Origin of the sequence: Mucilaginibacter sp. (assembly GCF_028288185.1) — a bacterium.
In the GTDB taxonomy this organism is placed as follows: domain Bacteria; phylum Bacteroidota; class Bacteroidia; order Sphingobacteriales; family Sphingobacteriaceae; genus Mucilaginibacter.
Genome location: NZ_JAQBOF010000029.1, coordinates 1 through 22,827 on the forward strand (window position 1 = coordinate 1; position 22,827 = coordinate 22,827).

Genomic DNA, 22,827 nt, shown 5'->3' on the forward strand with positions numbered 1-22,827 from the left:
CGGTTATAACCAGCCCGGTGGGTGCTTATCAAATCTCTGTCAATGGGGCGGCTTCTGCTAATTATATCATTGCCTATACTAACGGTACGTTGACAATTAGCAAAGCGGCACTGGTGGTGACGGCCAACAATCAATTGCGGACTTATGGCGCGGCGAGTCCCACACTGACTTTCACACTTTCAGGGTTTGTGAATGACGAATCAATCGCTAACCTGATATCTCCGCCATTGATCAGCAGTTTAGTGAACGAAAGTACCCCAGTTGGTACTTACCCAATCGTTGTAAATGGCGCTTCTTCAACTAATTATAATGTTAGCTATATAAACGGGACAATGACCATTACTCCTGCTACATTAAATGTAAAAGCTGAAGATAAGAGTCGTAATTATGGTTCATCAAATCCTGATTTGACTTTAAAATACACCAACTTTATGAATGGTGATACTCCTGCCAAACTAACCAGTCAGGGAGTTGCAAAAACTGTAGCCACTACCACAAGCTTACCAGGAACATATCCTATCACTGTTAGCAGCGTGGCATCCCCCAATTACAACATCAACTATACTGATGGTACGTTAACGGTGCTTGGGCTGACCAATGCATCACTTAATAATCTGACGATCAGCACAGGTCCATTGAATCCGGTTTTTGTATCATCAACAACAAATTACACTGTGAATGTGGGCTACTCCATTACGACTGAAAAGGTAACACCAGCGGCCGGCGATCCAAATGCAGCAATTACCGTTAATGGACAATCAGTAGTAAGTGGCAATACTTCACAAAATATCCCATTGATAGTTGGCTCGAACGTTATCACAGTGGTTGTCATCGCACAGGATGGTATTACTAAAATGACTTATATAGTTACAGTGATCAGAGCGCCGGAACCAGTTATAACCGCACTGGGAATTCTGCCTCCATTCAGCGCTTTATATGGTACAGCATCAACTTCAGCTGTATTTACTGTATCTGGTATAAACATGAGTACCGAAATAATAATAAGCGCACCAACAGGATTTGAGATAAGCACTAACAATAGCACATTTGGTAAAGCGCTCACTATCCCCGGAACAGGTACAATAGCTGCAACTAAAATATATGTACGATTGGCAAAGGGTTCACTGGTGTGCAGCTATACTGGCGATATCAAATTAAGCAGCCGGGATGCAATAACGGTGAACATGACCGCTAACGGTACAGTAACACCTGCCCCATTGATTATAATTGCCGATGATAAAACCAAAGGTATGAACTTGCCAAATCCAACGTTAACTATTACTTACACCGGTTTTGTAAACAGCGATAGCGACAATAATCTAACAGCACGGCCCCAGGTATCGACCACAGCTACTATTAACTCTGCACCGGGAGAATATCCGATAACTGTAACCAGTGCCGCATCAACAAATTATAGTATTACCTATCAGTCGGGCACCTTGAATGTAAACAGTGTCGCTATAGTTAATACGTTTACCCCTAATGGCGATGGAGTTAACGATACTTGGCAGATCAAAAACATTCATGATTATCCAAACAGTACTGTTGAAATTTTCAATCGCACTGGCTCACGTGTGTTCTATTCCATCAACTATCCAATTGCCTGGGATGGCAAATACAACAGCAGTGAGTTACCGGCAGGAACTTATTACTATGTGATAAGGCTAGACAAAACCAGTAAACCATTATCAGGTTGGGTATCGATTTTACGATAAATGCCTTTATCTAATGGGCTGAGTGTATTTAATTCAGACTGTATGAGTTCCTCAAGTTTTGAAATAATTCAGTTTCGCCACTAATATAGGGGGTAGGTTGGTGTTGCTTTTCGATGGCTATTTTTTTTCGACTTCATTGACAGGGCACAGAGTCCAGACTTCGCCAGGTTTGAACCAGTGTATTATATCGGACATACTTCAAACTACTAACCGGGACATGTCCCAATTTAAATCGGGATTCCAGTTAAAGGAGTGCGAGTTCGATTCTCGTTTTGAGTACTATTAAAGAATCGGCACAAAGCCTTGATATGAAAGCATCAAGGCTTTGTTGTTTAAATAACGGTTCGCAGGGATCGTACGTATCGATAAGTATTCATGAGCACACCCGTTGGCGTGGTCTTCGTGCTGACGAGAGCGAGTTCGCGCGCATCAACGCTGTCCGAAAAGAAGCGTTTGCCCCGGCCCAGTAATATAGGGTACACGAACAACACAACCTCATCCACCAGTCCCTCCCCAAGCAACACAGATGTAAGCGTTGAACTTCCCCAGAGTATCAAGTCAGGACCGTCCGTTGACTTGAGGCCGCGAATACCCTCTATTACATCCGTACCCAGATCTCCGACCGGTCCCCATTTAAGGCTGTCAGGCCTGTGAGTCGCAACGTATTTCGTTGCTAAGTTCAGACTATCCGCCATCGGACTGTTCCCGGCCTTCGGCCAGTAGTCGGCCCAGATATCGTAGGTGCGGCGGCCAAGCAGCAGATCAAAGCCCGTGCCCTGTGACTCAATGACGGCCTCCAGGCCAGCCGGGCTTCGATAAGGTGCCGTCCATGCGCCATAGGCATAGTCTTGATCGTGGTCGATCACGCCGTCCAGCGAGATATGTTCGAAGATCCTGATTTCTCTCATTTTGTTTTTTTATTAGTTTAATGGTTGTATAAAGTTAAAACGACCGAGGTATCCGCACAAGGGGTAATCGTGACAATATGAGGGCATTTTGTGACCATTTGCGTTCGTCAAAAATGAAAGTAATAATTAAAAAATCAGGCTGTCATAAATTTTTATTCATCGGGTCCGCTTAAAATATCATTTGCTCGCGCCAACGCTCGTTCAAACGTATCTTTGATATTACCTTTTCCGATCTGAAAGAGCAAACGCGCCTTTTTTAATTCAACGGTAACCTGCGAACTATTTATCTCGGCAAGGATCAATTTTGTTCCTTGTTTCTTTGTTGCGGTATACACCTCGCGCAGTACCTGGATACCGGTAGCATCAATCACAGGCATATTTCGCATCCGTACGATGAGTACCCGGGCAGGGCTTTCGATGACTTTCATCGCATCTTTAAATTTATAGGCTGCGCCAAAAAACAGGGGGCCGTTGATCTCAAAAACATCCACCCCTTCGGGAAGTTCTGCAAGGTTAAACATTTCGTCTGTCTGGTTTATCTGTGAAACGCCATGTACCGAACTCGCCTGCATCATTTTCCGCATAAACAAAAAAGCGGCCAGGATCATTCCAATCTCAATAGCTACCGTTAGGTCGACTAATACGGTGAGTCCAAAAGTGGTAAGCAAAACCGCCGCGTCGCTTTTTGAACCTTTAAACACGGAAATAAAATTATCCATTTCGCTCATATTCCAGGCAACTACAATCAGGATGCCACCAAGTGTTGCCATTGGGATTAGCGCGGCCCATTTGCCCACAAAAAGCATAATAAGTAGCAAGGTTAGCGCGTGAACTATGCCCGCAATCGGTGTCCGTCCCCCGTTTTTGATATTGGTGGCCGTCCGGGCAATGGCTCCGGTTGCGGGAATGCCGCCGAAGATCGATGAACAAATATTGGCCAGTCCCTGGGCAATAAGTTCGGTATTGGAACGGTGATTGCCACCGATCATCCCATCAGCCACTACGGCGGATAGTAAGGATTCGATACTGCCCAGCAGGGCAATGGTAATGGCCGGCCGGATGAGTTGTTGTAAAGTAGTAAAGCTCACCGCGGGAATAACGGGCATTGGCAATGATGAAGGGATGGCCCCAAAACGGCTGCCAATGGTTTCCACGGGCAAATGGAAAAAGCTAACGGCAAAAGTGGTAACGATAATAGCTATCAATGATCCGGGAACTTTATGGGTTATTTTAGGCCATACGAAAACGACCAGTAAAGTGAATACCCCGATGCCTGCCGCATAAAGATTGACTGAAGGCAGGTGCTGGCCATATACCAGCCATTTGCTTATAAAGTCGGCCGGTATATTACCTATTTTCAACCCTAAGAAATCCTTGACTTCTGATGAGAAGATTATGAGCGCGATCCCGGTGGTAAAACCAATAATTAATGGGTATGGAATATACTTAATAGCGCTGCCTAATTTGGTCAGGCCCATAATGACCAACAGTACTCCCGCGATAAACGTAGCGATGATCAAACCATTGATCCCGAATTGCTGAACTATGCCATAGACGATCACGATAAAGGCACCGGTCGGGCCGCCGATCTGTACCCGGCTACCGCCTAAAGCGGAAATGACCAAGCCAGCGATGATGGCGGTAAAAATCCCTTTTTCGGGAGATACGCCCGAAGCAATGGCAAAAGCAATGGCCAATGGCAGGGCCACGATGCCTACAATTATGCCGGCAACCAAGTCTTTAAAAAACTGCTCCTTTTTGTAATTCTTTAACGTATCAATGAGTTTTGGTTTAAACATGGTCTTATTGCTTTATCCACATTTTCAATACCCGGTTATAGGAATTATTAACCAATTGGTATCCCGGCGGAATTTGAGCGTCCGGGGCATGAAAAGTTACCAGCCTCGTTTCTGGGGGCTTCTCTTCCAACATTTGGTAAACAAACCGACTATACCGGTCATATAGTTCAAAAGAAGTCCTTATACTATAGTCTATCCGGCTATCGGGCTCAATATTCTCGTAGAACGAATTATAGAAATAAAAATGATCATAATCTTTAAATTCCAATTCTGTCAGGTTGCCGTGAATAAAACGCACATTGGGTAATTCCATTTCCGCTTTGGTTATTTCGGCGAAAGTATATAACTCTTCTCGCTGTTCAATTCCGCAGAATGTTGTTTCAGGGTGAAAAAATCCCGCTGTAATACAGAATTTCCCTACACCGCTGCCGATATCCAAAACCCTGGCATGAGGAATGGCCAGAAAATCACCTGCCTTTTTGGCAATGCCCACCGGTGTCCAGTGCATTTGCGACATTTCCTGGATATGTTCGGGATATAAGTCGTCAAAAGTAGTATCATGCCTGAACAGCGCGGGGTTGAGTAACTCGTTAAGCATTTTTTTGCTTTTTCTTAAAGTTTTAAAATTCCTAATGCGGGAACGTAAAAATTCCAGGGTTTCCATTTGGTCAGGCTTTGATCCACATTTTCATCAGGCCATTACAGGCCATATCGGCCAGTTTAAAACTCGGCGGTATTTCCTGCTCGAAACTATGAAAGGTAACCAGCCGGGTCCCGGCTGGTTTTTCATCCAGGGCTTTAAATAAATATAGCGTATAATAAGCGTAGAGGCTTTCCGATAACTCTATCGTATCATCGATTTGATTATCCGGGTCGATATTCTCGTAAAAGGAATTATAAAAATAGAAATGATCAAACTCCTTGAAATTGATCTGAGTAATATTTGCATAAATGAAATTGACATTAAACAGCGCGGTATAGCATTTTGCTTCCTCGGCCTGGCAAATCAACTCGTGCCTTTGCTCGGCCCCGAAGAAATGTGTTTCGGGAAAATGATAGCCTCCGGCCAAACAAAATTTACCTACACCGCTACCGATGTCCAATACCCTGGCATCCGGCTCTGCAAGGAACTCGGCCGCTTTCCGGGCAATGGCCAAGGGTGTCCAGTGTTTGAGCGATAACAGCTGAAAATGTTCTGGGTACAGCCAATCAAACGCCACATCATTATTGAATAGGCTCGCATTCAAATGAACTTTTTTTAATTTTAGGGCCATAACCTGATTGAGGTCATCCGGGAGCGGTGGAAAATGGAAAAAGGGGTAAGCTTTCATAGCCTGCAATTTAATCCCAACGGGTAGTCTATTTACCGTAACAAATCAATGCAGAAGCTGATATTTATCAGTTTTTTAAATTCGTATCTTTACCGTATGAGCCTCTCCGGAATTTTCCCGATCGATCGCTGGAATTTCACCACGCAATCAACGCTGAATGTCCTTTCCGAGGCAGATCTGGCGGGTTTGCTAGCGCATCAGACCGAACTGAAATACAGGAAAGGCGATATGATCTTCAGGGAGGGTACGATACCCTCCGGTATTTTTCTGATCCGCAGCGGCAAGGTCAAAAAATACAAAGTAGATAATAGCGCCAAAGAGCAGATATTTTATGTGGCCAATCAGGGCGAACTAATCGGCTATCATGCGGTGCTGTCAGAAGAACGCTATCCGGATTCGGCCGCAGTCATCGAGGATAGCCTGATTAGCTTCATACCCAAAGAGGATTTTATAAGTATTTTACACCGTTCGCCCGCCTTTACAGGTCGGTTGCTAAAAGCGTTGAGTCATGAATTTACGGTGTTGACCAACAGCATTTCCGTGATTGCGCAACGTACTGCTCCGGAACGGCTCGCCATCGCGCTAATCGTGCTCCGGGAAAAATACAAGGAAGAGGGATCAGCCGAACATGAAATTGTTTTAAACATTTCCCGGATGGACCTGGCGAATATGGCCGGAATCGCACAGGAAAACGTGATCCGGTTATTAAAAGAGTTAAAAGCGGAAGGTATAGTGGAAACGGATGGCCGGAAGATATGGATCAAAGACATCAAGCAGCTGGTCAAAAAATCGAATTATCATTAAGCGCGGATGCTTAATTGATTTTCTTAAACGGTGTTCACCTCCCCACGGAATGTTTGTAAGACGTTGCCACCCTCTATAAAAAATCAACTGATTAGTTCATTAAGGCCGATTAAACTTGTAAGTCTCTATAAAATGTTCTGATACTGTGTATCATCGCATACATCTAAAGAATCGAACAAAAAGCCTGATACGAAAAGTGTCAGGCTTTTTTGTTGCATGATCAGCGTCAGGGTTTCTACCGAGACCTTAGACCGAAAAAATTATAAAGGCTTCTTTTAAGCTTAAACCGTTATAGCTTTTGACCGTTATTTATTTTATAATATAAGTGTCATTCCAATTGCCGCTGACACCGGAATAAGTGTATATCAAAGCTTTTTTCGCATCAAAAATATCGGCCTTAATTATTTTAACACTCCCCGGACAAACAGCTATATGAATTAACAGGTCGGATGCCGGTGTATATTTAAGCTGTCCTACTCCTTGCTCGTTAAATAAAAATGGCGTGGTAACATTGCCTATGGTCGCTATTGCGTTGCAGTCGTTACAGATAACCTGTATCAATGCAGTGCCTTTTGTTCCATTATACCAATCGTAAGTATTTAATGTATCTGCTTTGGTAAGGTTGGTATTGTTATTTTTGATATTGCTATTTAATGTATCAGCCTTGATAGTGCTGATATTGCTTTTTGAGGATATAGGTGCTATGTTAGTCTTTAAACAGCCCGTTAATAACAAGAGTGATAAAATTAAATATATCGGTTTCAAAATTCGGTCCGTTGGTTGGTTGATCATAGCTTATCGGCGTCAGTAAATAATACCAAGCGCCACTTCCACTAAACAAAAAGCAATCCAACCCAAATCCCAGTAAGTAAGCCAATAAAGAGAGGTAGTAGCCGAGCGACTTTTCCGCATAATGTGAAAAAAAATCCCCACTTATTTTAAAGACAGAATTTTATATTATATCCATATAAAATCCTAAAAGAATAGAACTGATGTTATGAATTTATAGATTAGACATGGCAAGACTTATGGTGGCTACATTAGTCTCATAATTGCATAGCAAATGATAAGCCCGGTACACCGTCCTGGTAGGTGGGTATAACCATCGTGCTTCTACCATGTTTATCCTTGTGTGTTAGCGCGTTGCGGATGATGGGATAAACCAGGTATGCTACCTTGGTAGAAAGTATTCCAAAACCTGCTCCGGCAACACAATCGCTAAACCAATGGGCCCTTCCGTATACCCGCATAATGCCTGTAGTGGTTGCAAGTGTATAACCGAGCACACCATATAAAGGCGATTTGTCGGAATATTCCTGTGCCAGGAATTCGGCGCAGAGGAATGCGGCTCCGGTATGTCCGGACGGAAAAGAAAGCGGGTCGGTTCCATAGGGACGCGTGCGGTGTGCTAGATATTTTAATCCGTCCGTAACGGTTAAAATTCCGGCCGAAAGGGTAATTAATGCAGTGCGGTCGACAAATCTATTTTTACCTTCATATCCCGCCAGGTTCAGGCCGTATACCAAAACCGCGGGCGCAATCTGCAAATAATCATCTATTTTTGAGCTATAGTTTGGATCGCTCCGTTCTACACGCATCTTCAAGTAATAATCGATGTTGCGTACTGGAGCCACAAATGACAAGGCACCGTAGCCCACTAAAATCGCCGGTACAATGAATGTCCCCGGCTTACTATATAAACGTTTTGCCGTATCCGGCGTAGCCGCAACATTATCCTCAGGCTTACGCTTAACTGTATCTGTAACCTGGGCATTTGCCTCAAGCGCCAACGCATACAACAATGCAAATATGATCTTTTTCAAGAGCTTAATTTATCATATTTAACAATGTATGGTCATGTTTGTTTAAGTCTATATGAAATAATCAATTATTTCCTGGTATTGTACAAAGCCTCTCTACACGACATAGGGAGGCTTTGCTATTATAGGTATAGTGTTCGATACCAGTTATTTAGCAGCCGGATACCACTCTCTCAACCTAACATCAATACTTTTATCCCCTGCATTAACCAGGATTTTAAACTGATTAATATCCTGCCCACGGTAATGATAAGGGTAAACTACCTTCGGTTTAAATGCTAAAACACCACTAGCCGCGGTTTTAACATCCATCGTATAGGGCAGGTTCATGCATACAAAAGCAATATCAATATTTTTAAGCGAGCGCATTTCGGGGATATCAGCTGTATCGCCGGATATGTAAACGTTTTTACCGCCAATAGTTAAAACATAGCCGTTACCTCTACCCTTTGTATGGAACGCGGTTGGCGACTCGGGCAGGTTATACATTGGTATAGCTTTAATAGAGATATTAAGTTGACTGGTTGTTTCGCCATTTTTAAGTATCACCAATTTTGTTTTATCTGTAGTTGATGGTAGCTTATCCGCTACTGCTTGCGGAACCAAAAGCACGGCATGAGTTGTGTTAATGGCATCAATGGTTTTTGGGTCAAAATGATCTCCATGAATATCAGTTATTACGATCATGTCCGGGGCTGCAATACCTTTAAATGCATCTATCCCGCCTGTTGGGTCAACATAAATATTTTTATGCTGATAACTAAGCACCAATGTGGCGTGGTTAATTGGCTGTATGGTTAATTCGCCGCCTTTGGTGTTTACATGATCGGGTTCTGGGCGCTGCGCATAGCTTGATAAAACACCAAGTGTTATTAAAAGCGTAAGGATGATTTTAATTTTCATAATTTGTATTTTGATGTAGTTACTAAACTATAGATTATCTTTTAATATTTGAAGACGATTTTGTTTTATCTGATTTTTTAAACACTTGCTTAAAATACGCAACAACCTATTTTCAAGTTGCCTTTAGTTTGTAACAAACAAGGTTATTATTCCCAAATTTAGATTATAATATCTATTTTTCGATCATAGACCGGCGTTACTTATGCCTTATTCCAATTTAACCAAAAAAACAGCCCCAAAATGGCAAACAATCTAAAAAATACAAAAGCGGGTAACGGGCTTTCAAGGAAAAATTTTATACAAAACTGTGCTATAGGCACCATAGCACTAAGCTCGGGTTCATTATTGGGCTGTTTAGTTACTCATAAAGCATTAGGCCAAAGTGGCGCGGCCGCGGTAAAAGTATCTTTAGATCAGGACTGGCTTTTTGGCGGGAAGTTTATTACCGGCAGCGGACTACCCGGTTTTGATGATAATGCTTTTAAACAAATTACCCTACCCCATGCAGTCAACACTCTTTCATGGCAAGATTGGGATGTTAAAAACTGGCAGGACGTTTGGATCTATCGCCGTCATTTTACTATTCCTGAAAAACTAAAAGGTATGCGTATATTTTTAAAGTTTGATGGGGTAATGACTAATGCTTCGCCTTACATTAATGGTCATGAGTTACCGCAACACTTGGGCGGGTACCTGCCATTTCAATATGAAATTACTGATTTTATAAAAGATGGGGATAATGTATTGGCATTGTCTGTAGATTCCCGTTGGAGCAATGTTCCGCCGGATGGCTCACCAAAGGGTGCGCCAAGTGTTGATTATTTGGAAGTTGGCGGCATACATCGATCTGTTAGTTTACAGGCTGTTCCTAAGATCTTCATTAATGACGTTTTTGCCAAGCCCGTAGATGTTTTAACTATTAACCGCCGAATTGAAGTTAGCTACACCGTAGATGCAGCCTTGTTACCCAATAAATCGGTTCGAATACGGGTTGAAATGAAAGATGGTAATCATACAATTGCCAAAGCAGAAAAAGCTATTACAATTAACAAGATAGGCGAATCAACTACATCAGTAACCCTATCTGCACTCAATAACATAACCTTATGGGACATAGACAACCCTAAGTTATATGATATTGTTACTACAATATTGGTAGATGGGCAACCACTGCATAACTATACTAAACGCATTGGCGTAAGGGATGCTAAATTTAAATTAGAGGGCTTTTTTTTGAACGGACGCCGGTTACAGCTCTTCGGGTTAAACCGGCATGAGGTGTACCCTTATGTAGGTTTTGCAATGCCTGCAAGAGTTATGCGCAAAGATGCCGAGATACTTAAAAATGATTTCCATTGTAACATCGTACGTTGTTCGCATTACCCGCAAAATGATGCTTTTTTAGATGCTTGCGATGAGTTAGGCCTGATGGTATGGGAAGAAGTACCCGGATGGCAGTATATAGGGAATGATGCCTGGAAAGAGGTCTTGCTTCAAAACGTAAAGGACATGGTTATTCGTGATCGTAACCGGCCCTCAATTATTATTTGGGGTACAAGGGTAAATGAGTCGGCCAGTAATGAAGCTCTCTATCATAAAACACGAGAAATTGCTAAATCACTGGATGATTCGCGCCCTACATCGGGTTCGCTGACACCTGATACAAGAAAAAACTGGGAAAAAGATTGGCACGAAGAAGTTTTTGCTTACGATGATTACCACGCAGACTCTGATGCTAGTGTTGGTATACTTGATCCCATTGAGGACTACCCTTACATGCTTGCCGAAGCCGTGGGTCAATTTAATTACCCTAACCGCAAATACTTCAATAGCTTTTATCGCCGTACGGCAGAAGTCAATATACAGGCTAACCAGGCACTTGCACATGCGCAGGCTCATAGCAAATCCGGCAGCAATCCACGCAATAGCGGGGTGATAGCCTGGTGCGCTTTTGAGTATTCGAGTTTGCTTAATCAATATCGTAATGTAAAATATCCTGGAGTATCTGATGTTTTCAGGATACCAAAATTGGGAGCCTCGTTTTATCTATCGCAAGGTGATCCAAAATCAGGTGCGGTAATTCATCCTAACTTTTACTGGGACTTTGGCCCTAAATCACCCAATGGCCCGGGGAAACATGTAGCTATTTTCTCCAACTGCGAGCGGTTAGAGTTGTTTATTGATAACCAAAGCCATACCAGTATTAAGCCGGATGTTAAAAACTATCCTAATTTAAAACACGCGCCATTTTTTACTGATCTTGAATTTACCACCAAACCTATTGAACTACGAATACATGGTTATGTAGGCGATGTTAAAGTTTGCTCCCGTTCGTACTCTGCTAATACAAGCCAGGATCAGTTTTCGTTGCTTGCTGATGATAAAGAAATACTTGGCGATGGTACAGACGCAACACGAGTTGTATTTAGAGTTCTTGATAAATTTGGAGCTCCAAGGCCTTTCGCGGGGGGTAATGTTACGTTCAATATAGATGGCCCAGGTATTATTGTAGGCGATAACCCGTTCGATCTTAATGATAGTGGCGGCGCGGCAGCAATATGGGTAAAAGCAAGACCAAAAAGTTCAGGCATTATCAGTTTACACGCTAACCATGCTACATTAGGAGCAAGTATAGTAAGCATTAAAGTTGTATAAAAAGAGAGCTGTATATAATACTTATTTCCTCCAGATACATCTGTAATTAAACCTGCGGTTAGGGGCGCTGTCGCCACTGGTACTTAATGAGATAGGATCAATTAAGTTATCGGGGTTATCACTCCAGTGGTAGTCGAAGGTCAAGCTATTCCCTTTAAATTTAAGCAAGCTACGGGGAATAGCAACTTCCAATTTATTGCCTTTATAGCGGTAATTAACTTTGGCTACTTCAACCCAATGATCGCCGGGTGCTTTTGCATCGTAGCGCAGTAGCGTGGTTGTTTTACTGTCGATCACTTTTTTGTTGACCATAAAATCATAACCATACCAACCCGTGTTCGAGTTTTGATCTGCATCAATCAATAGCAACATCCAGTTGTTACCTGTTGATGGCGATAGCTTTTGATCTGTTTCGGCGTAGAAGTACACATTGCTATTATCCACTCCTACTTTACAAGTTACAATATCATTACGCCCCGATGTGTCTTTATAATGCAAACCACCGTAGCCGTTATGATCCCGATGGGCTACATCTCCCCTGGTATCACGATATTCTGTTGCTATGGCTTTCCAATCGGCAAAATTGCCGTCTATTTTAATGAGTGTAATTCCTTTTAATTGTGGTATCGCGCGTACGCCTTTATACTTCCGTATATTTTCTGCCATCTGCATATAATAGTTATCAGTATAGCCCCCTTTCATGGGTTGTATGGCTCTGTTAAATTCAGCGTTGTATTGATCCACAAAAAAGTAGGAATTTTTACGGCGCATAAAATCAAACGTTTTACCGGCATCGGGTTGGTATTTCCCGGCTGTCCATTCGTTCCAGTCGTTTATATATAAAAAGGACGGCTCGGCTTTTAAGGCTTCATCCCAACGTTGCTGGAAATATATACCATACCCCTCCGGGTGCGCCACTTTCTTTTTTAACCAGGGCACATAGGTTTCCAAAGGCATATCATGCGCATCCAGTTTCGGTTCACCATCAGCTCGCGACCATGATTTACCCACCAAACTTGATGGATGCTGCGCTGGCGTTACCGCCATCTCTTCGTGCTCGCCCTTATGTGTTGCCATCAGGCTATCGGGGTTTAGCGCACGTACTTTTTTATCGCCCAAATCATAGCCAAAACTCCAGTTGTCTTCGGTACCAACATAGCGTTTACCTGCCCATTTATAATAGCCCCACCACATACTGCGTGAAGTAAATGTGTTTTTTACTTCCTGAGTGTAATCTGTATAGAATTTATCGGTATAGTCTTTATTGCCATAGTGGGGATTATTTTTATCCGTCAGCGCCGCTTCATCGTAATGCGGATTAGGATTTTCCTGAACATTCCCCGTAGCATCTTTAGCTTGTGGTGTGCCGTTATAAAGCAAAAGCGGTTTGCCATTCCAATAAAACCATAGATCCTGGTATTTATTTATCTTGTAGATCTTATCATAAAGATCCTGCACTACGGTGATAACCGGGCCATTGTAGGCCCAAAAGCAGAATTGTGGAACCTTGTTGCCTTCGGCTTTCATTTTCTCCATTACGCTGAAGATGGTTTCCCATTCACTCCAATACCTAACCGCGTTGGTCACATCAAATATCAATACATCTACCCCAGCATCAGCAAGCATTGACATATCCTTGCGGATAACATACTCATCCCTGCTTAAAAAATAGCCCATTTCAGGTTCGCCCCAATGGTAAGAGCCTTCTTTCCATTGCGGATTTTTTGCGTCAAGGCGCGCGTTCGAGTCGGCAGCCAAAACCTTGCTTACATCCGCCGAATACGGGCTTTTCATGTTAGCCAGGTTATCGCTATGCCAGGTAATATAAAATATACCTACTACTCTTTTATGATCTGTCTTAACCGGTCCAACCGCATTCATGTCGGGCATTGTTCTGCCAAGCGCGTCTGTGGCAACCCATGTGTCTGAATATAAGTCGCGGTATTTATTTTGCTTGATAGCGTCTTGTGCTTTTGCAAATATCACACACAATAGAAAACACACCAGGAGTAGACTCTTTTTCATAGTTGCAGGTTATTAACAATCAAACATAAAAGAATAGCCTTGTATATACAAGGCTATATTAAATCAACAGAAACAAAAAAGCCTTCCTGATATGGGGAAGGCTCAGTCATATTATAACTTAACCGTTTCCGGCAAATATTTAGCTATCAAATCTTCATAATAAGGTTTCAGTTCAGAAACAACAGGCACCTTAGGGCTTTTTGAATAGAGATCATACGGGTTAAACTTATCCACCCATTTAAACATGTCTTTATCATGCGGGGTTAATAAATGCTTATAAGCGTTCTCGCGATGTTGTGAATAGAACGAGTGATAACGGATCATATACAAAGCAGGCTCAGGCAAATAATCTTTGGTGAGGTGATACAAATACTCATCATGGCCCCATGACATGTGTACGTTGTCTAAGCCGCACTCGTGCGAATAAACACCGTATTTGGTATTAAACCTTTCGTCATGGATATCCGGATTCGCAGCAAAGAACTCCGGGTAAACAATTTTATCTGAGAACGCGCAGCCAACCGGAAAGGTATCTCCTACTACGTTCCACTGCGGCTCGCCAAATAAGCAAAGCACTTTACCAAGGTCATGTATAAAACCGGTTAACACAAACCAATCCGGGTAGCCGTCTGCACGGATAGCTTCAGCTGTTTGTAGTAAGTGTTGTAACTGATCTAATGATATATCCGGATCAGAATCATCAACCAACGTATTCAAGTATTCCATGGCTTTCCACCAGGGCATTTCCATTTTATCAAACTTCAGGAAGTTGGCTTTTTTTGCCAGCACATTATCATAGGTTTGATATTTGTGGTTAAGGCGATAAAACTCCCTAACCCCATCAATTTCCGGAGCATCATAATTTCTAAACTCCTCTTTAGTTTTGGTGGGTCCGGTTTCCGGATATCTTTTTAAAACATCATCCTCCCAAACGTCTAAACTAGCTAAAGGAGATAATTCACTTTCATTTAGATTTTCCATATCTGTTTTAATTTAATTAAAGTTACCAAAAAACTGTATAAAGTGCAGTCAATATGCCACAAATTAATACCGAAGCAACAATAAAAGAAGGCGTTACCTTAAACATACTACTATCAACCTCAAGGCCTTTTTTATTGTCTTTGCTTTCAGGATCTGTTAAAGTTACCAATACCATTAATATAATAATAATGACAAAAACCCAACTCATTCGGTTTAAAAATGGTATGGCCTCTATAGCGCCACCAGATATTTGTGGCAGGTATTTAAACAATAATGATAACGGGATAACTATTACCGCTGATACCAGGGCCGCTCTTGATGTGGTTTTTTTCCAGAAAAAGCCTAATAAAAATATAGCGAATATACCCGGCGAAATAAATCCTACCCATTCTTGTATAAACTGGTAAACCTGGTCGAACGTACGCAGCGTTGGCGCAACACACATGGCAATTACCGATGCTACTACAACCGTAATACGCCCTATATTAACCAATAGCTTTTCTGAGGCTTTTTTGTTGATATATTTCTTATAAATATCTAACGTAAAAATGGTAGCAATACTATTGCTTTTACCAGCTAAAGAAGCTACAATTGCCGCTGTAAGGGCTGCAAATGCCAAACCCTTCAACCCGGTAGGCAAAAGGTTCATTAATGTTGGGTAAGCATGATCTGGTTTAACTACGCCGCCATCCATCATTTCTGTATGAAAATAACCATGCTGATATAATACAAATGCGGCAATACCCGGAATTACCACAATAACCGGTATTAACAATTTTAAAAACGCGGCAAATATTAACCCGCTGCGGCCGGTTTTTAAATCGGCGCCTAAGGCACGTTGCACAATGTATTGGTTACAGCCCCAGTAGTTTAAATTGTTTATCCAAAGGCCGCCCGCCAGTACAGCAATGCCCGGCAGGTCATTGTAATATTTATCTCCTTTATGAAATATCATGTGGAAGTGATCTGAAGCCTGATCTCTTAATAACGGCAATGCATCAAAAACTGTTTTGGCACCCAACTTATCAGATACTAAATGCAGTGCCATATAACAGGTTATTAAACCTCCCATCACCAAAACAAATACCTGTATAACATCCGTATAGCCAATAACTTTCATGCCACCCAGTGTAATTATAGCCGAAAATATAGCTAATGCGATGATACAGACCTTAAAATCTATACCGGTAATGGTTTCGATAGCTAATGCGCCTAAAAAGAAAATCGAGGTTAAATTAACAAATACATAAATTAACAACCACAACACGGCCATAACACCACTCACGGTATCATTGTAACGCATGGCCAGAAACTGAGGCATGGTATATATTTTATTTTTGAGATAGATGGGCAAAATAAATATAGCCACAATAATTAGCGTAGCCGCGGCCATCCACTCATAGCTGGCAATGGCCAGGCCCATGGCGAAACCGGAGCCAGACATGGCGATAAAATGCTCGGATGATATATTAGATGCAATAATAGATGCACCGATTGCCCACCAGGTTAATGAGCCTTGCGCCAGGAAATAATCTTTGGTATCGGCATTAAGGTTCTTTTTGCTTTTATAAATCCAATAGCCATAGCTTGATACTACAATAAAATAAATAAGAAATACAATATAATCACAAGTAGACAAATGGTTCATTTATATCAGGATATTAGAGTTATGAATTGGTACTATCGAAGTACTGCAAAATAATTGTTATAAACAAATTACAGCAACTATTAAAGTATAACCTAAATCCCTATATATTTATTAAGCGAGCATGTGAATTATTCTGCGCTAAAGATAGAACAAGAGCGAGAAAGGGATAATATTTATCAGATATTACAGGACTACCAACGTAAATGTTTTAATGTAACTGATTCACAGTTTATCATAAAAGATGTGAAACAGGTATCATCCAATAAAACAGCCGATCAAAAATATTAGTTCTCTACCTGAGGTTTCGATTGGCTCAAATTAATGCGTTGGTATCTTTCTAACAGCCCGTCTTCGTTTATAGCGTAGTTGGCGTCATCAGTATTGGTGTCGATTTTATATTGGGCTTTAGATTTGCGTATTTTAGCATATAAGGGTATTAATATGGCACCTAATATTAACACTATTTGTAAAGTTATGAGTAGCATGATGTATCTATTTAAATTTCATGCTTTTTATAAACCAAAAAGAGTGCCGAAAAATTTCACACCATGCTAAAATTAATTTTACAGTACATTCTACAATAAAAAAGTACATATAACCTATTGCAAGATTATATTATTTTATATAATTTTCTCAAATTATTGAAAAACAACCACTTAAATCACCTTTAACACTTAATTAATCGCAACAAGATGAGAAAACTCTACAAAAATATTTTAGCTGTATTAGCGTGCCTGCTTGTAGCCGCATTTATAATAAGCTGTTCAAAAAAAGATACAACTGACACAACAGTCACAACCGGGAGCGGTTGCCCAACATGTTCAAACGTACCAATTGCAGCGGCTGCTAATAATACCATCAGCAAGGGTATTTACATAGGAGTAGTTATAGGCTCAACCGGTACTATTAAATTCGACATTGCAAATGGCGGCACAAGTGCAACAGGCACTTTAGTTCTTGATGGCGTTACTATTATTCTTATCAGTACAAGCACTCCAACGGCTGGTTCTGCGTTCTCTGCTATTTTTACCGGTAAATTAAACGGGGCAGACGTTAGTATTAAGTTTAATGTTGATGCTGATGGTAAAAACCCTATAATTACCTTACCTATTATACCCGGTCATCCATCCGCGCAATTCTGTATAACTAAAGAGCTATTAACATCACTTATTGAGGCTTATGTTGGCACATACAGCTCTACCAAGCCCGAAACCGGTACATTTAACATGTTAGTTAACCGTACAGATAAGGTTTGGAGCGTTATTCACAGTGCAAGCGGATCAACAGACGTTAAAGGGGAATCAGGAACAATAGTTGGACTTAACCTCCTTGATTCAAACGGAAAGACAATAGCTACCTTAAGTAGAAATTCTAGTGGCTTAGATGTAGTTAACGGCACATTTGCCGGTGGTGGAAGCGGCACCGAAATTACTACTGTTACAGGCACAAGAGCGCTATAAATTATATTACTTATTACCAAAAAACCGGGCTTTTTGGTAATAAGTAATTATATAGCATTTACTTTTAACCATCCGGTTATGCTCATTCGTGGTTTATTGGTGCATAAAACTTCATGTTCCAGTTCGTTGCTTTTAAAAAACACGCTTTTGCCATTTTCTGGTGATATAATTTGTAAGTCATCAATATGATGTATGCATAACTCTCCTCCATCTGCCTCAAGCCATCCTGTGTTTAAATAAATAATCATAGAGTATTTGCGGCTATCATTACTTTTAAACTGATCCAGGTGCTTTTTATAAAAACTGCCTATTGGATATAAAGTATAATGAAATTCATAACCGGTAATGCCCGTATAGCAGGTATTATTTAAATGGAGTATAAAACTATCCATTACATCAAAAAATGCATTTTCATGGCTATTATTATGCTTTCTGTCAAGCCAATAAATCATATCCCCTCTTATCTTGCTGTCGTGCTTTACATCCTTATCGTTTCCGGTACCGGCATGTTTAAAAAGCTTTTCGGAATAAATATTTATAAGATTTTGCTTGAGCTGCAACGAAAGTTGCGCGCTGATGAAGTTTTGTGTTATACCTACTTTATTGTCAATAAAACTGTCAATAAGGGCATTAAATATTTTTTTCAATAAATGCTGGGTGATACGATGAGTGGTATGGCGTCAAGGTACTCTTAATTTATTGGTTTCAAGCGATATACTTATAGATTTGCAGAAACCCCACCCCATTCTTCAGGCGTTACATCGGCTATAGTTTGCGAGAAAGTCCATACGTGGCCGCCAATATCTCTTACAGAATACTGCCGCTCACCATAAGGAAAATTAGATGGTGGCCTTAATATCTCGGCACCTCGGGTTTGTGCATGTTCACAATGTGCCGATACATTTTTAATACGTACCAATATCGTACTTCGTGGGATAGGCTTATCAGGGTTTGCTTCGCTGATAGCTATTGCTCCATCCTCAAAAGAAAGTTGAGCCCGATGCTTTCCTGCCCGCCAGCGTTCAGAAAATCCGAATGTGTTAGTGAGCCAGCTTATGGCTGCAACAATATCCGCGTATTCTAACACTGGGATTATTGTACAGGCTGGCATTGACAGGTTATCATGTAATTTATTGGGGTTCATAATGTAAAGCTAAATAAAAAAATAAATTTATAAATGCTTGATGCACATTCGTTTTATTTATAAAAAAAGCCATTTACGTGAGTAAATGGCTTTTTAGAATTGTGTTTAATAATATCTAGTTTTTAAATCTTGGTTCCATAAATGGGTAGTTGTAAACATCAGCCACTGCTTTGTAAGTTACAGAACCATCAAACGTGTTTAATCCTTTTAATAATGCAGGATTATCAGAGAACGCTTTGCTGTATCCTTTGTTAGCAATTTGCAACGCATAACCTAAAGTGGCATTAGTAAGTGCTATAGTTGAAGTATTTGGTACTGCGCCAGGCATATTGCCTACTGAGTAATGCAATACATTGTGTTTTATATAAACCGGGTTATCATGCGTAGTTGCATGGTCGGCAGTTTCAAACATACCGCCCTGGTCAATTGCAATATCTACAATTACAGAACCCGGCTCCATCGTAGTGATCATGGCTTCTGTAACCAACTTAGGTGATTTTGCTCCCGGTATTAAAACTGCGCCAATAACCAGGTCTGAGTTTTTAACCGCTTTGGCAATATTGCTTGAATTTGAAGCAAGAGTTGATATCTGATAACCAAATATATCATCCAGTTGACGCAGCCTGTCTAAATTATTATCAATAATAGTAACATCGGCACCTAAACCAATGGCAATTTTAGCAGCATTTGTACCAGCTACACCACCACCAATAATAGTAACCTTACCCCTGCGTACACCTGGTACCCCACTTAACAACACGCCTTTACCACCGTTAGGTTTCTCTAAAAAACTCGCGCCAACCTGTACAGCCATACGGCCGGCAACTTCGCTCATTGGTGTAAGTAATGGTAATGTACCATTTGGTAACTGTATAGTTTCGTAAGCTACGGCGGTAACTTTGCTTTCTAATAATGCGGTTGTTAGTTTGGGCTCGGCAGCTAAGTGCAGGTAAGTAAACAATACCAGATCATTACGGAAATATTGAAATTCGCTTTCAATAGGTTCTTTAACCTTCATCACCATCTCGGCACCCCATGCTTCGGCAGCAGTGTCAACTAGCGTTGCACCTGCTTTTTCATAGCTTGTATTGGTAAAACCAGAGCCTTCGCCTGCAGTTTTTTGGATTGATACCTTATGACCTGCTGCAACTAATGCTTCTACACCTGCCGGTGTAAGGGCCACCCTGTTTTCGTTGTTTTTAATTTCTTTTGGAACGCCAATTGTCATTTTTATAGTATTACTTTATGAGATAAATAAATTATCAATAATCGAACTCATTTTACAAGTCCGATCACCGCAAAAGCGGATTGATATAAGTTTAGCGGTATAATCCTGAGACAGTTAATTTCAGACTCCAAAAATAATCAAATAATCTGCCTTTGAAGATTTTGTAACCAAATAAAATTTGGTGGAGTTAATTGTTTAACTTGCTATGACAAAACAAAGCCCGTATATGGAGGTTAATGTAAAATACTATGAAAAAAATCCTCACTTTATTTCTTTTGTTCATTAGTATTAACTGCCTGGCCCAAGATAGTTTGCAAACATTAAACTTTGAGCGTAATTATATTAAAAATACTGGCATGCAGGTTTTGGGCAGTTGGGCAATAGCCAATATAGCTGTTGACGGTATTTGCTGGGCAAGCACCAATGGTAAAACCAAATACTTCCATCAAATGAATGCCATTTGGAACGTAGCTAACCTTGGGGCAGCTATATTGGGATACACAGACACTATAAATGACAAGAACAAAACCTACCCCCCGGAAGAAAGCTTAAAAGAGCAAAATAAACTGGAAAAGATATTCCTGGTAAATGGCGGATTAGATGTGATCTATATTGGCGCGGGTATATATTTAAACCATCGTGGTAATATGAATAATTCCGACCAGTGCCGTGGATATGGGTCAGCAGTGATTTTGCAGGGCGCTTTTTTGTTATTGTTTGATGCTACCATGTACACTTCGGAGAGGCGTATCGGCAATAAACTGCGCAAGTTCCTGATAAAAAATCCTATTACTTTTGATGGGCAAAAGGTGGGAATGGTGATAAATTTTTAATTTTATAACAGGCTCTATTCTAATTAAATACGAATAAAAAAACTTAACATACAAACAGTTGTTAACATAAACATAATATTAAATACATATTACATTAACCTAACTTTGCAAAAATTCAATTCACAACTTAATTGATTAGCCACATACCACAAAATGAAAAAAGCGAAAAACAACTCAATAGCAAAAAAAGCCAAGAAAGCTTTAAAGAAAGACTTAGGCGATAAAATTGCTGCACAAATAAAGATTACGGTAGGTCAGTTTTTACCGGGTGTGAAAAAAGCTGAGAAATCTATAGAAAAAGCGGCGAAGAATTTGGCCAAGAAGTTAGCCAAATTAACAAGCGTAAAAGTTAAAAACATTGTAATTAAAAAAACTATAACTCCGCCGCCTGTTAGCGTTGCAAAAACTCCTGCTGTTGCAGTAGAGACCGCGCCTATTAAAGCTACCCCTGCAAAACCGGTAGCTAAACCCGCCGCTGCAAAAGCACCAGCAAAGCCTGCAATTAAGAAATAAAAAAAAATCATGTAGCGATGCACCGATATATCGGCGCATTGCTACATAAATACTCTATCCTATATTATAGTAAAATTGTTCTGCAACTATTTTACCGTCTTTCACTTCATAAACATCTAAATTAAATTTGAGTTACTTCTTTCGGCCTATTACGTGTAAAGAAATAGCACTATTGTGAGGGATGCCTAATGTAGTACCCGGAATTACCTTGAAATAAGATTTTAAGTAACCATCTACAATTGCTTTTATAGTATGATCTGTTGATTTTACAAACTCGGGGAATACATACGTTAATGATTTTTGGTAACGTATCTGTCCCTGCGTATCAACCGTTGCCCAAAACGAATAAGAGAAATTTTCATAGGCCTTTTTAATGTGAATGGTATATTCCGGAAACATATATTCATCAGATGCATCCCACTTATTCATAACATCTGCTTCCACCCCTTTTTTAACCACTGTCGCCAGCGGAGTTTTACTTATAAATTGTACGGGGTTACGGGCGGCAAAGAAACTATCAACCCTGGCGCCCAGATCTGCTATCCGTTTTATAACATATAAACTATCTCGTCTTAGTGGTTTCTTTAAATCATTCGCGGTTTTGTGCAATACATTCTTAATGTAATTATCGGCGTACATGGTCATGTACACGTTTGATTTTACGTAGTAAACCGTTTTGCCTTCCACCTTTAATACCTGGAACTTTAAGCTGTCTTTACTTATATGCATTGCCTTTAGCCACGTACCCGAAATATTGAAAATAGAATCGTGATCTAATGTAACCGGAAAATTGAGGAACTTATCTTTATCCGGACTGTAGACACTCGCCCATTTGTCTGAATAGAACATTAGTTTCCATACAGGCGCTAGTTGATAACCGTCTTTATTAAATATTAAACCGTTATCAAAACTGCGGCGTACTTCGATATAAGTAATACGTTTTACCGGTTCGAAAGATATTTTGTTTTTTATAGGATCATCAAATTTGCAGGAGAAGCAAACAACGGCGATTACGATAATTAATGTGTACTGGCGAATAAAAGCAGATAGCATATCGTAA

General features: G+C 40.7%; 21 protein-coding genes. 6 read left to right on the forward strand and 15 right to left on the reverse strand.

Annotation, left to right across the window (positions count from 1 at the left end):
- Positions 1-1,715, forward strand: a 1,715-nt coding sequence (locus JWQ34_RS12325; protein WP_299357579.1) for an MBG domain-containing protein, incomplete at its 5' end; no start/stop codon positions are given.
- 332 nt (positions 1,716-2,047) lie between these two features.
- Here JWQ34_RS12325 and JWQ34_RS12330 read toward each other — a convergent pair.
- The 4 genes from JWQ34_RS12330 to JWQ34_RS12345 all read right to left on the reverse strand — a co-directional run bounded on the left by JWQ34_RS12330 (position 2,048) and on the right by JWQ34_RS12345 (position 5,753).
- Complete coding sequence (locus JWQ34_RS12330; RefSeq protein ID WP_299357580.1) at positions 2,048-2,623, reverse strand: dihydrofolate reductase family protein; 576 nt, start codon at positions 2,621-2,623, stop codon at positions 2,048-2,050.
- A 152-nt stretch (positions 2,624-2,775) separates the two neighbouring features.
- Positions 2,776-4,422, reverse strand: a complete 1,647-nt coding sequence (locus tag JWQ34_RS12335) for a SulP family inorganic anion transporter (RefSeq protein WP_299357581.1) — start codon at positions 4,420-4,422, stop codon at positions 2,776-2,778.
- A 4-nt stretch (positions 4,423-4,426) separates the two neighbouring features.
- Complete coding sequence (locus JWQ34_RS12340; RefSeq protein ID WP_299357582.1) at positions 4,427-5,086, reverse strand: methyltransferase domain-containing protein; 660 nt, start codon at positions 5,084-5,086, stop codon at positions 4,427-4,429.
- 4 nt (positions 5,087-5,090) lie between these two features.
- Positions 5,091-5,753 (reverse strand): class I SAM-dependent methyltransferase, encoded by a 663-nt coding sequence (locus tag JWQ34_RS12345; RefSeq protein ID WP_299357583.1) that lies wholly within the window; start codon positions 5,751-5,753, stop codon positions 5,091-5,093.
- Between the two features lie 48 nt (positions 5,754-5,801).
- Here JWQ34_RS12345 and JWQ34_RS12350 point away from each other — a divergent pair, with 48 nt between their 5' ends.
- Positions 5,802-6,557, forward strand: coding sequence for a Crp/Fnr family transcriptional regulator (locus JWQ34_RS12350; protein ID WP_299357584.1), 756 nt, complete (start codon positions 5,802-5,804; stop codon positions 6,555-6,557).
- Positions 6,558-6,866: 309 nt separating this feature from the next.
- Here JWQ34_RS12350 and JWQ34_RS12355 read toward each other — a convergent pair whose 3' ends face one another.
- From JWQ34_RS12355 to JWQ34_RS12365, 3 genes are all read right to left on the reverse strand, one after another.
- Positions 6,867-7,322: a hypothetical protein gene (locus JWQ34_RS12355; RefSeq protein ID WP_299357585.1), complete on the reverse strand. Its 456-nt coding sequence runs from the start codon at positions 7,320-7,322 to the stop codon at positions 6,867-6,869.
- 281 nt (positions 7,323-7,603) lie between these two features.
- Complete coding sequence (locus tag JWQ34_RS12360) at positions 7,604-8,380, reverse strand: phosphatase PAP2 family protein (RefSeq protein WP_299357586.1); 777 nt, start codon at positions 8,378-8,380, stop codon at positions 7,604-7,606.
- Between the two features lie 144 nt (positions 8,381-8,524).
- Positions 8,525-9,280 carry an MBL fold metallo-hydrolase gene (locus JWQ34_RS12365; protein ID WP_299357587.1) on the reverse strand — a complete coding sequence of 252 codons (756 nt, stop codon included), beginning with the start codon at positions 9,278-9,280 and terminating at the stop codon, positions 8,525-8,527.
- 240 nt (positions 9,281-9,520) lie between these two features.
- On the opposite strand from JWQ34_RS12365, the gene JWQ34_RS12370 reads away from it, so the two are divergent.
- The gene (locus JWQ34_RS12370) at positions 9,521-11,935 is read left to right on the forward strand and encodes a glycoside hydrolase family 2 TIM barrel-domain containing protein (RefSeq protein WP_299357588.1); all 2,415 of its coding nucleotides are present in this window, start codon (positions 9,521-9,523) and stop codon (positions 11,933-11,935) included.
- A 21-nt stretch (positions 11,936-11,956) separates the two neighbouring features.
- Here JWQ34_RS12370 and JWQ34_RS12375 read toward each other — a convergent pair whose 3' ends face one another.
- The 4 genes from JWQ34_RS12375 to JWQ34_RS12390 form a co-directional block, all read right to left on the reverse strand.
- On the reverse strand, positions 11,957-13,960 hold the full coding sequence (locus tag JWQ34_RS12375; RefSeq protein WP_299357589.1) for a hypothetical protein: 2,004 nt from the start codon (positions 13,958-13,960) through the stop codon (positions 11,957-11,959).
- Positions 13,961-14,071: 111 nt separating this feature from the next.
- Complete coding sequence (locus JWQ34_RS12380; RefSeq protein WP_299357590.1) at positions 14,072-14,941, reverse strand: inositol oxygenase family protein; 870 nt, start codon at positions 14,939-14,941, stop codon at positions 14,072-14,074.
- A gap of 22 nt (positions 14,942-14,963) precedes the next feature.
- Positions 14,964-16,589 carry a sodium/sugar symporter gene (locus JWQ34_RS12385; protein ID WP_299357591.1) on the reverse strand — a complete coding sequence of 542 codons (1,626 nt, stop codon included), beginning with the start codon at positions 16,587-16,589 and terminating at the stop codon, positions 14,964-14,966.
- 284 nt (positions 16,590-16,873) lie between these two features.
- Positions 16,874-17,074, reverse strand: a complete 201-nt coding sequence (locus tag JWQ34_RS12390) for a hypothetical protein (protein ID WP_299357593.1) — start codon at positions 17,072-17,074, stop codon at positions 16,874-16,876.
- Between the two features lie 207 nt (positions 17,075-17,281).
- Between JWQ34_RS12390 and JWQ34_RS12395 the strand changes: the two genes are divergently transcribed.
- Complete coding sequence (locus JWQ34_RS12395) at positions 17,282-18,049, forward strand: hypothetical protein (protein WP_299357594.1); 768 nt, start codon at positions 17,282-17,284, stop codon at positions 18,047-18,049.
- Between the two features lie 47 nt (positions 18,050-18,096).
- Here the strand turns inward: JWQ34_RS12395 and JWQ34_RS12400 are convergent, their stop codons facing one another.
- From JWQ34_RS12400 to ald, 3 genes are all read right to left on the reverse strand, one after another.
- Positions 18,097-18,696, reverse strand: coding sequence for a 2OG-Fe(II) oxygenase (locus tag JWQ34_RS12400; protein WP_299357595.1), 600 nt, complete (start codon positions 18,694-18,696; stop codon positions 18,097-18,099).
- A 71-nt stretch (positions 18,697-18,767) separates the two neighbouring features.
- Positions 18,768-19,193, reverse strand: coding sequence for a VOC family protein (locus JWQ34_RS12405; protein ID WP_299357596.1), 426 nt, complete (start codon positions 19,191-19,193; stop codon positions 18,768-18,770).
- Positions 19,194-19,308: 115 nt separating this feature from the next.
- Positions 19,309-20,421: an alanine dehydrogenase gene (ald, locus tag JWQ34_RS12410; RefSeq protein WP_299357597.1), complete on the reverse strand. Its 1,113-nt coding sequence runs from the start codon at positions 20,419-20,421 to the stop codon at positions 19,309-19,311.
- Positions 20,422-20,669: 248 nt separating this feature from the next.
- On the opposite strand from ald, the gene JWQ34_RS12415 reads away from it, so the two are divergent.
- Together JWQ34_RS12415 and JWQ34_RS12420 are read left to right on the forward strand one after the other, a co-directional pair.
- Positions 20,670-21,254: a hypothetical protein gene (locus tag JWQ34_RS12415; RefSeq protein ID WP_299357598.1), complete on the forward strand. Its 585-nt coding sequence runs from the start codon at positions 20,670-20,672 to the stop codon at positions 21,252-21,254.
- Positions 21,255-21,407: 153 nt separating this feature from the next.
- Entirely contained in the window at positions 21,408-21,767 is a 360-nt protein-coding gene (locus JWQ34_RS12420; protein WP_299357599.1) for a hypothetical protein, read from the forward strand.
- Positions 21,768-21,899: 132 nt separating this feature from the next.
- Here the strand turns inward: JWQ34_RS12420 and JWQ34_RS12425 are convergent, their stop codons facing one another.
- Positions 21,900-22,820, reverse strand: a complete 921-nt coding sequence (locus tag JWQ34_RS12425; RefSeq protein WP_299357600.1) for a hypothetical protein — start codon at positions 22,818-22,820, stop codon at positions 21,900-21,902.
- Positions 22,821-22,827: the final 7 nt, after the last annotated feature.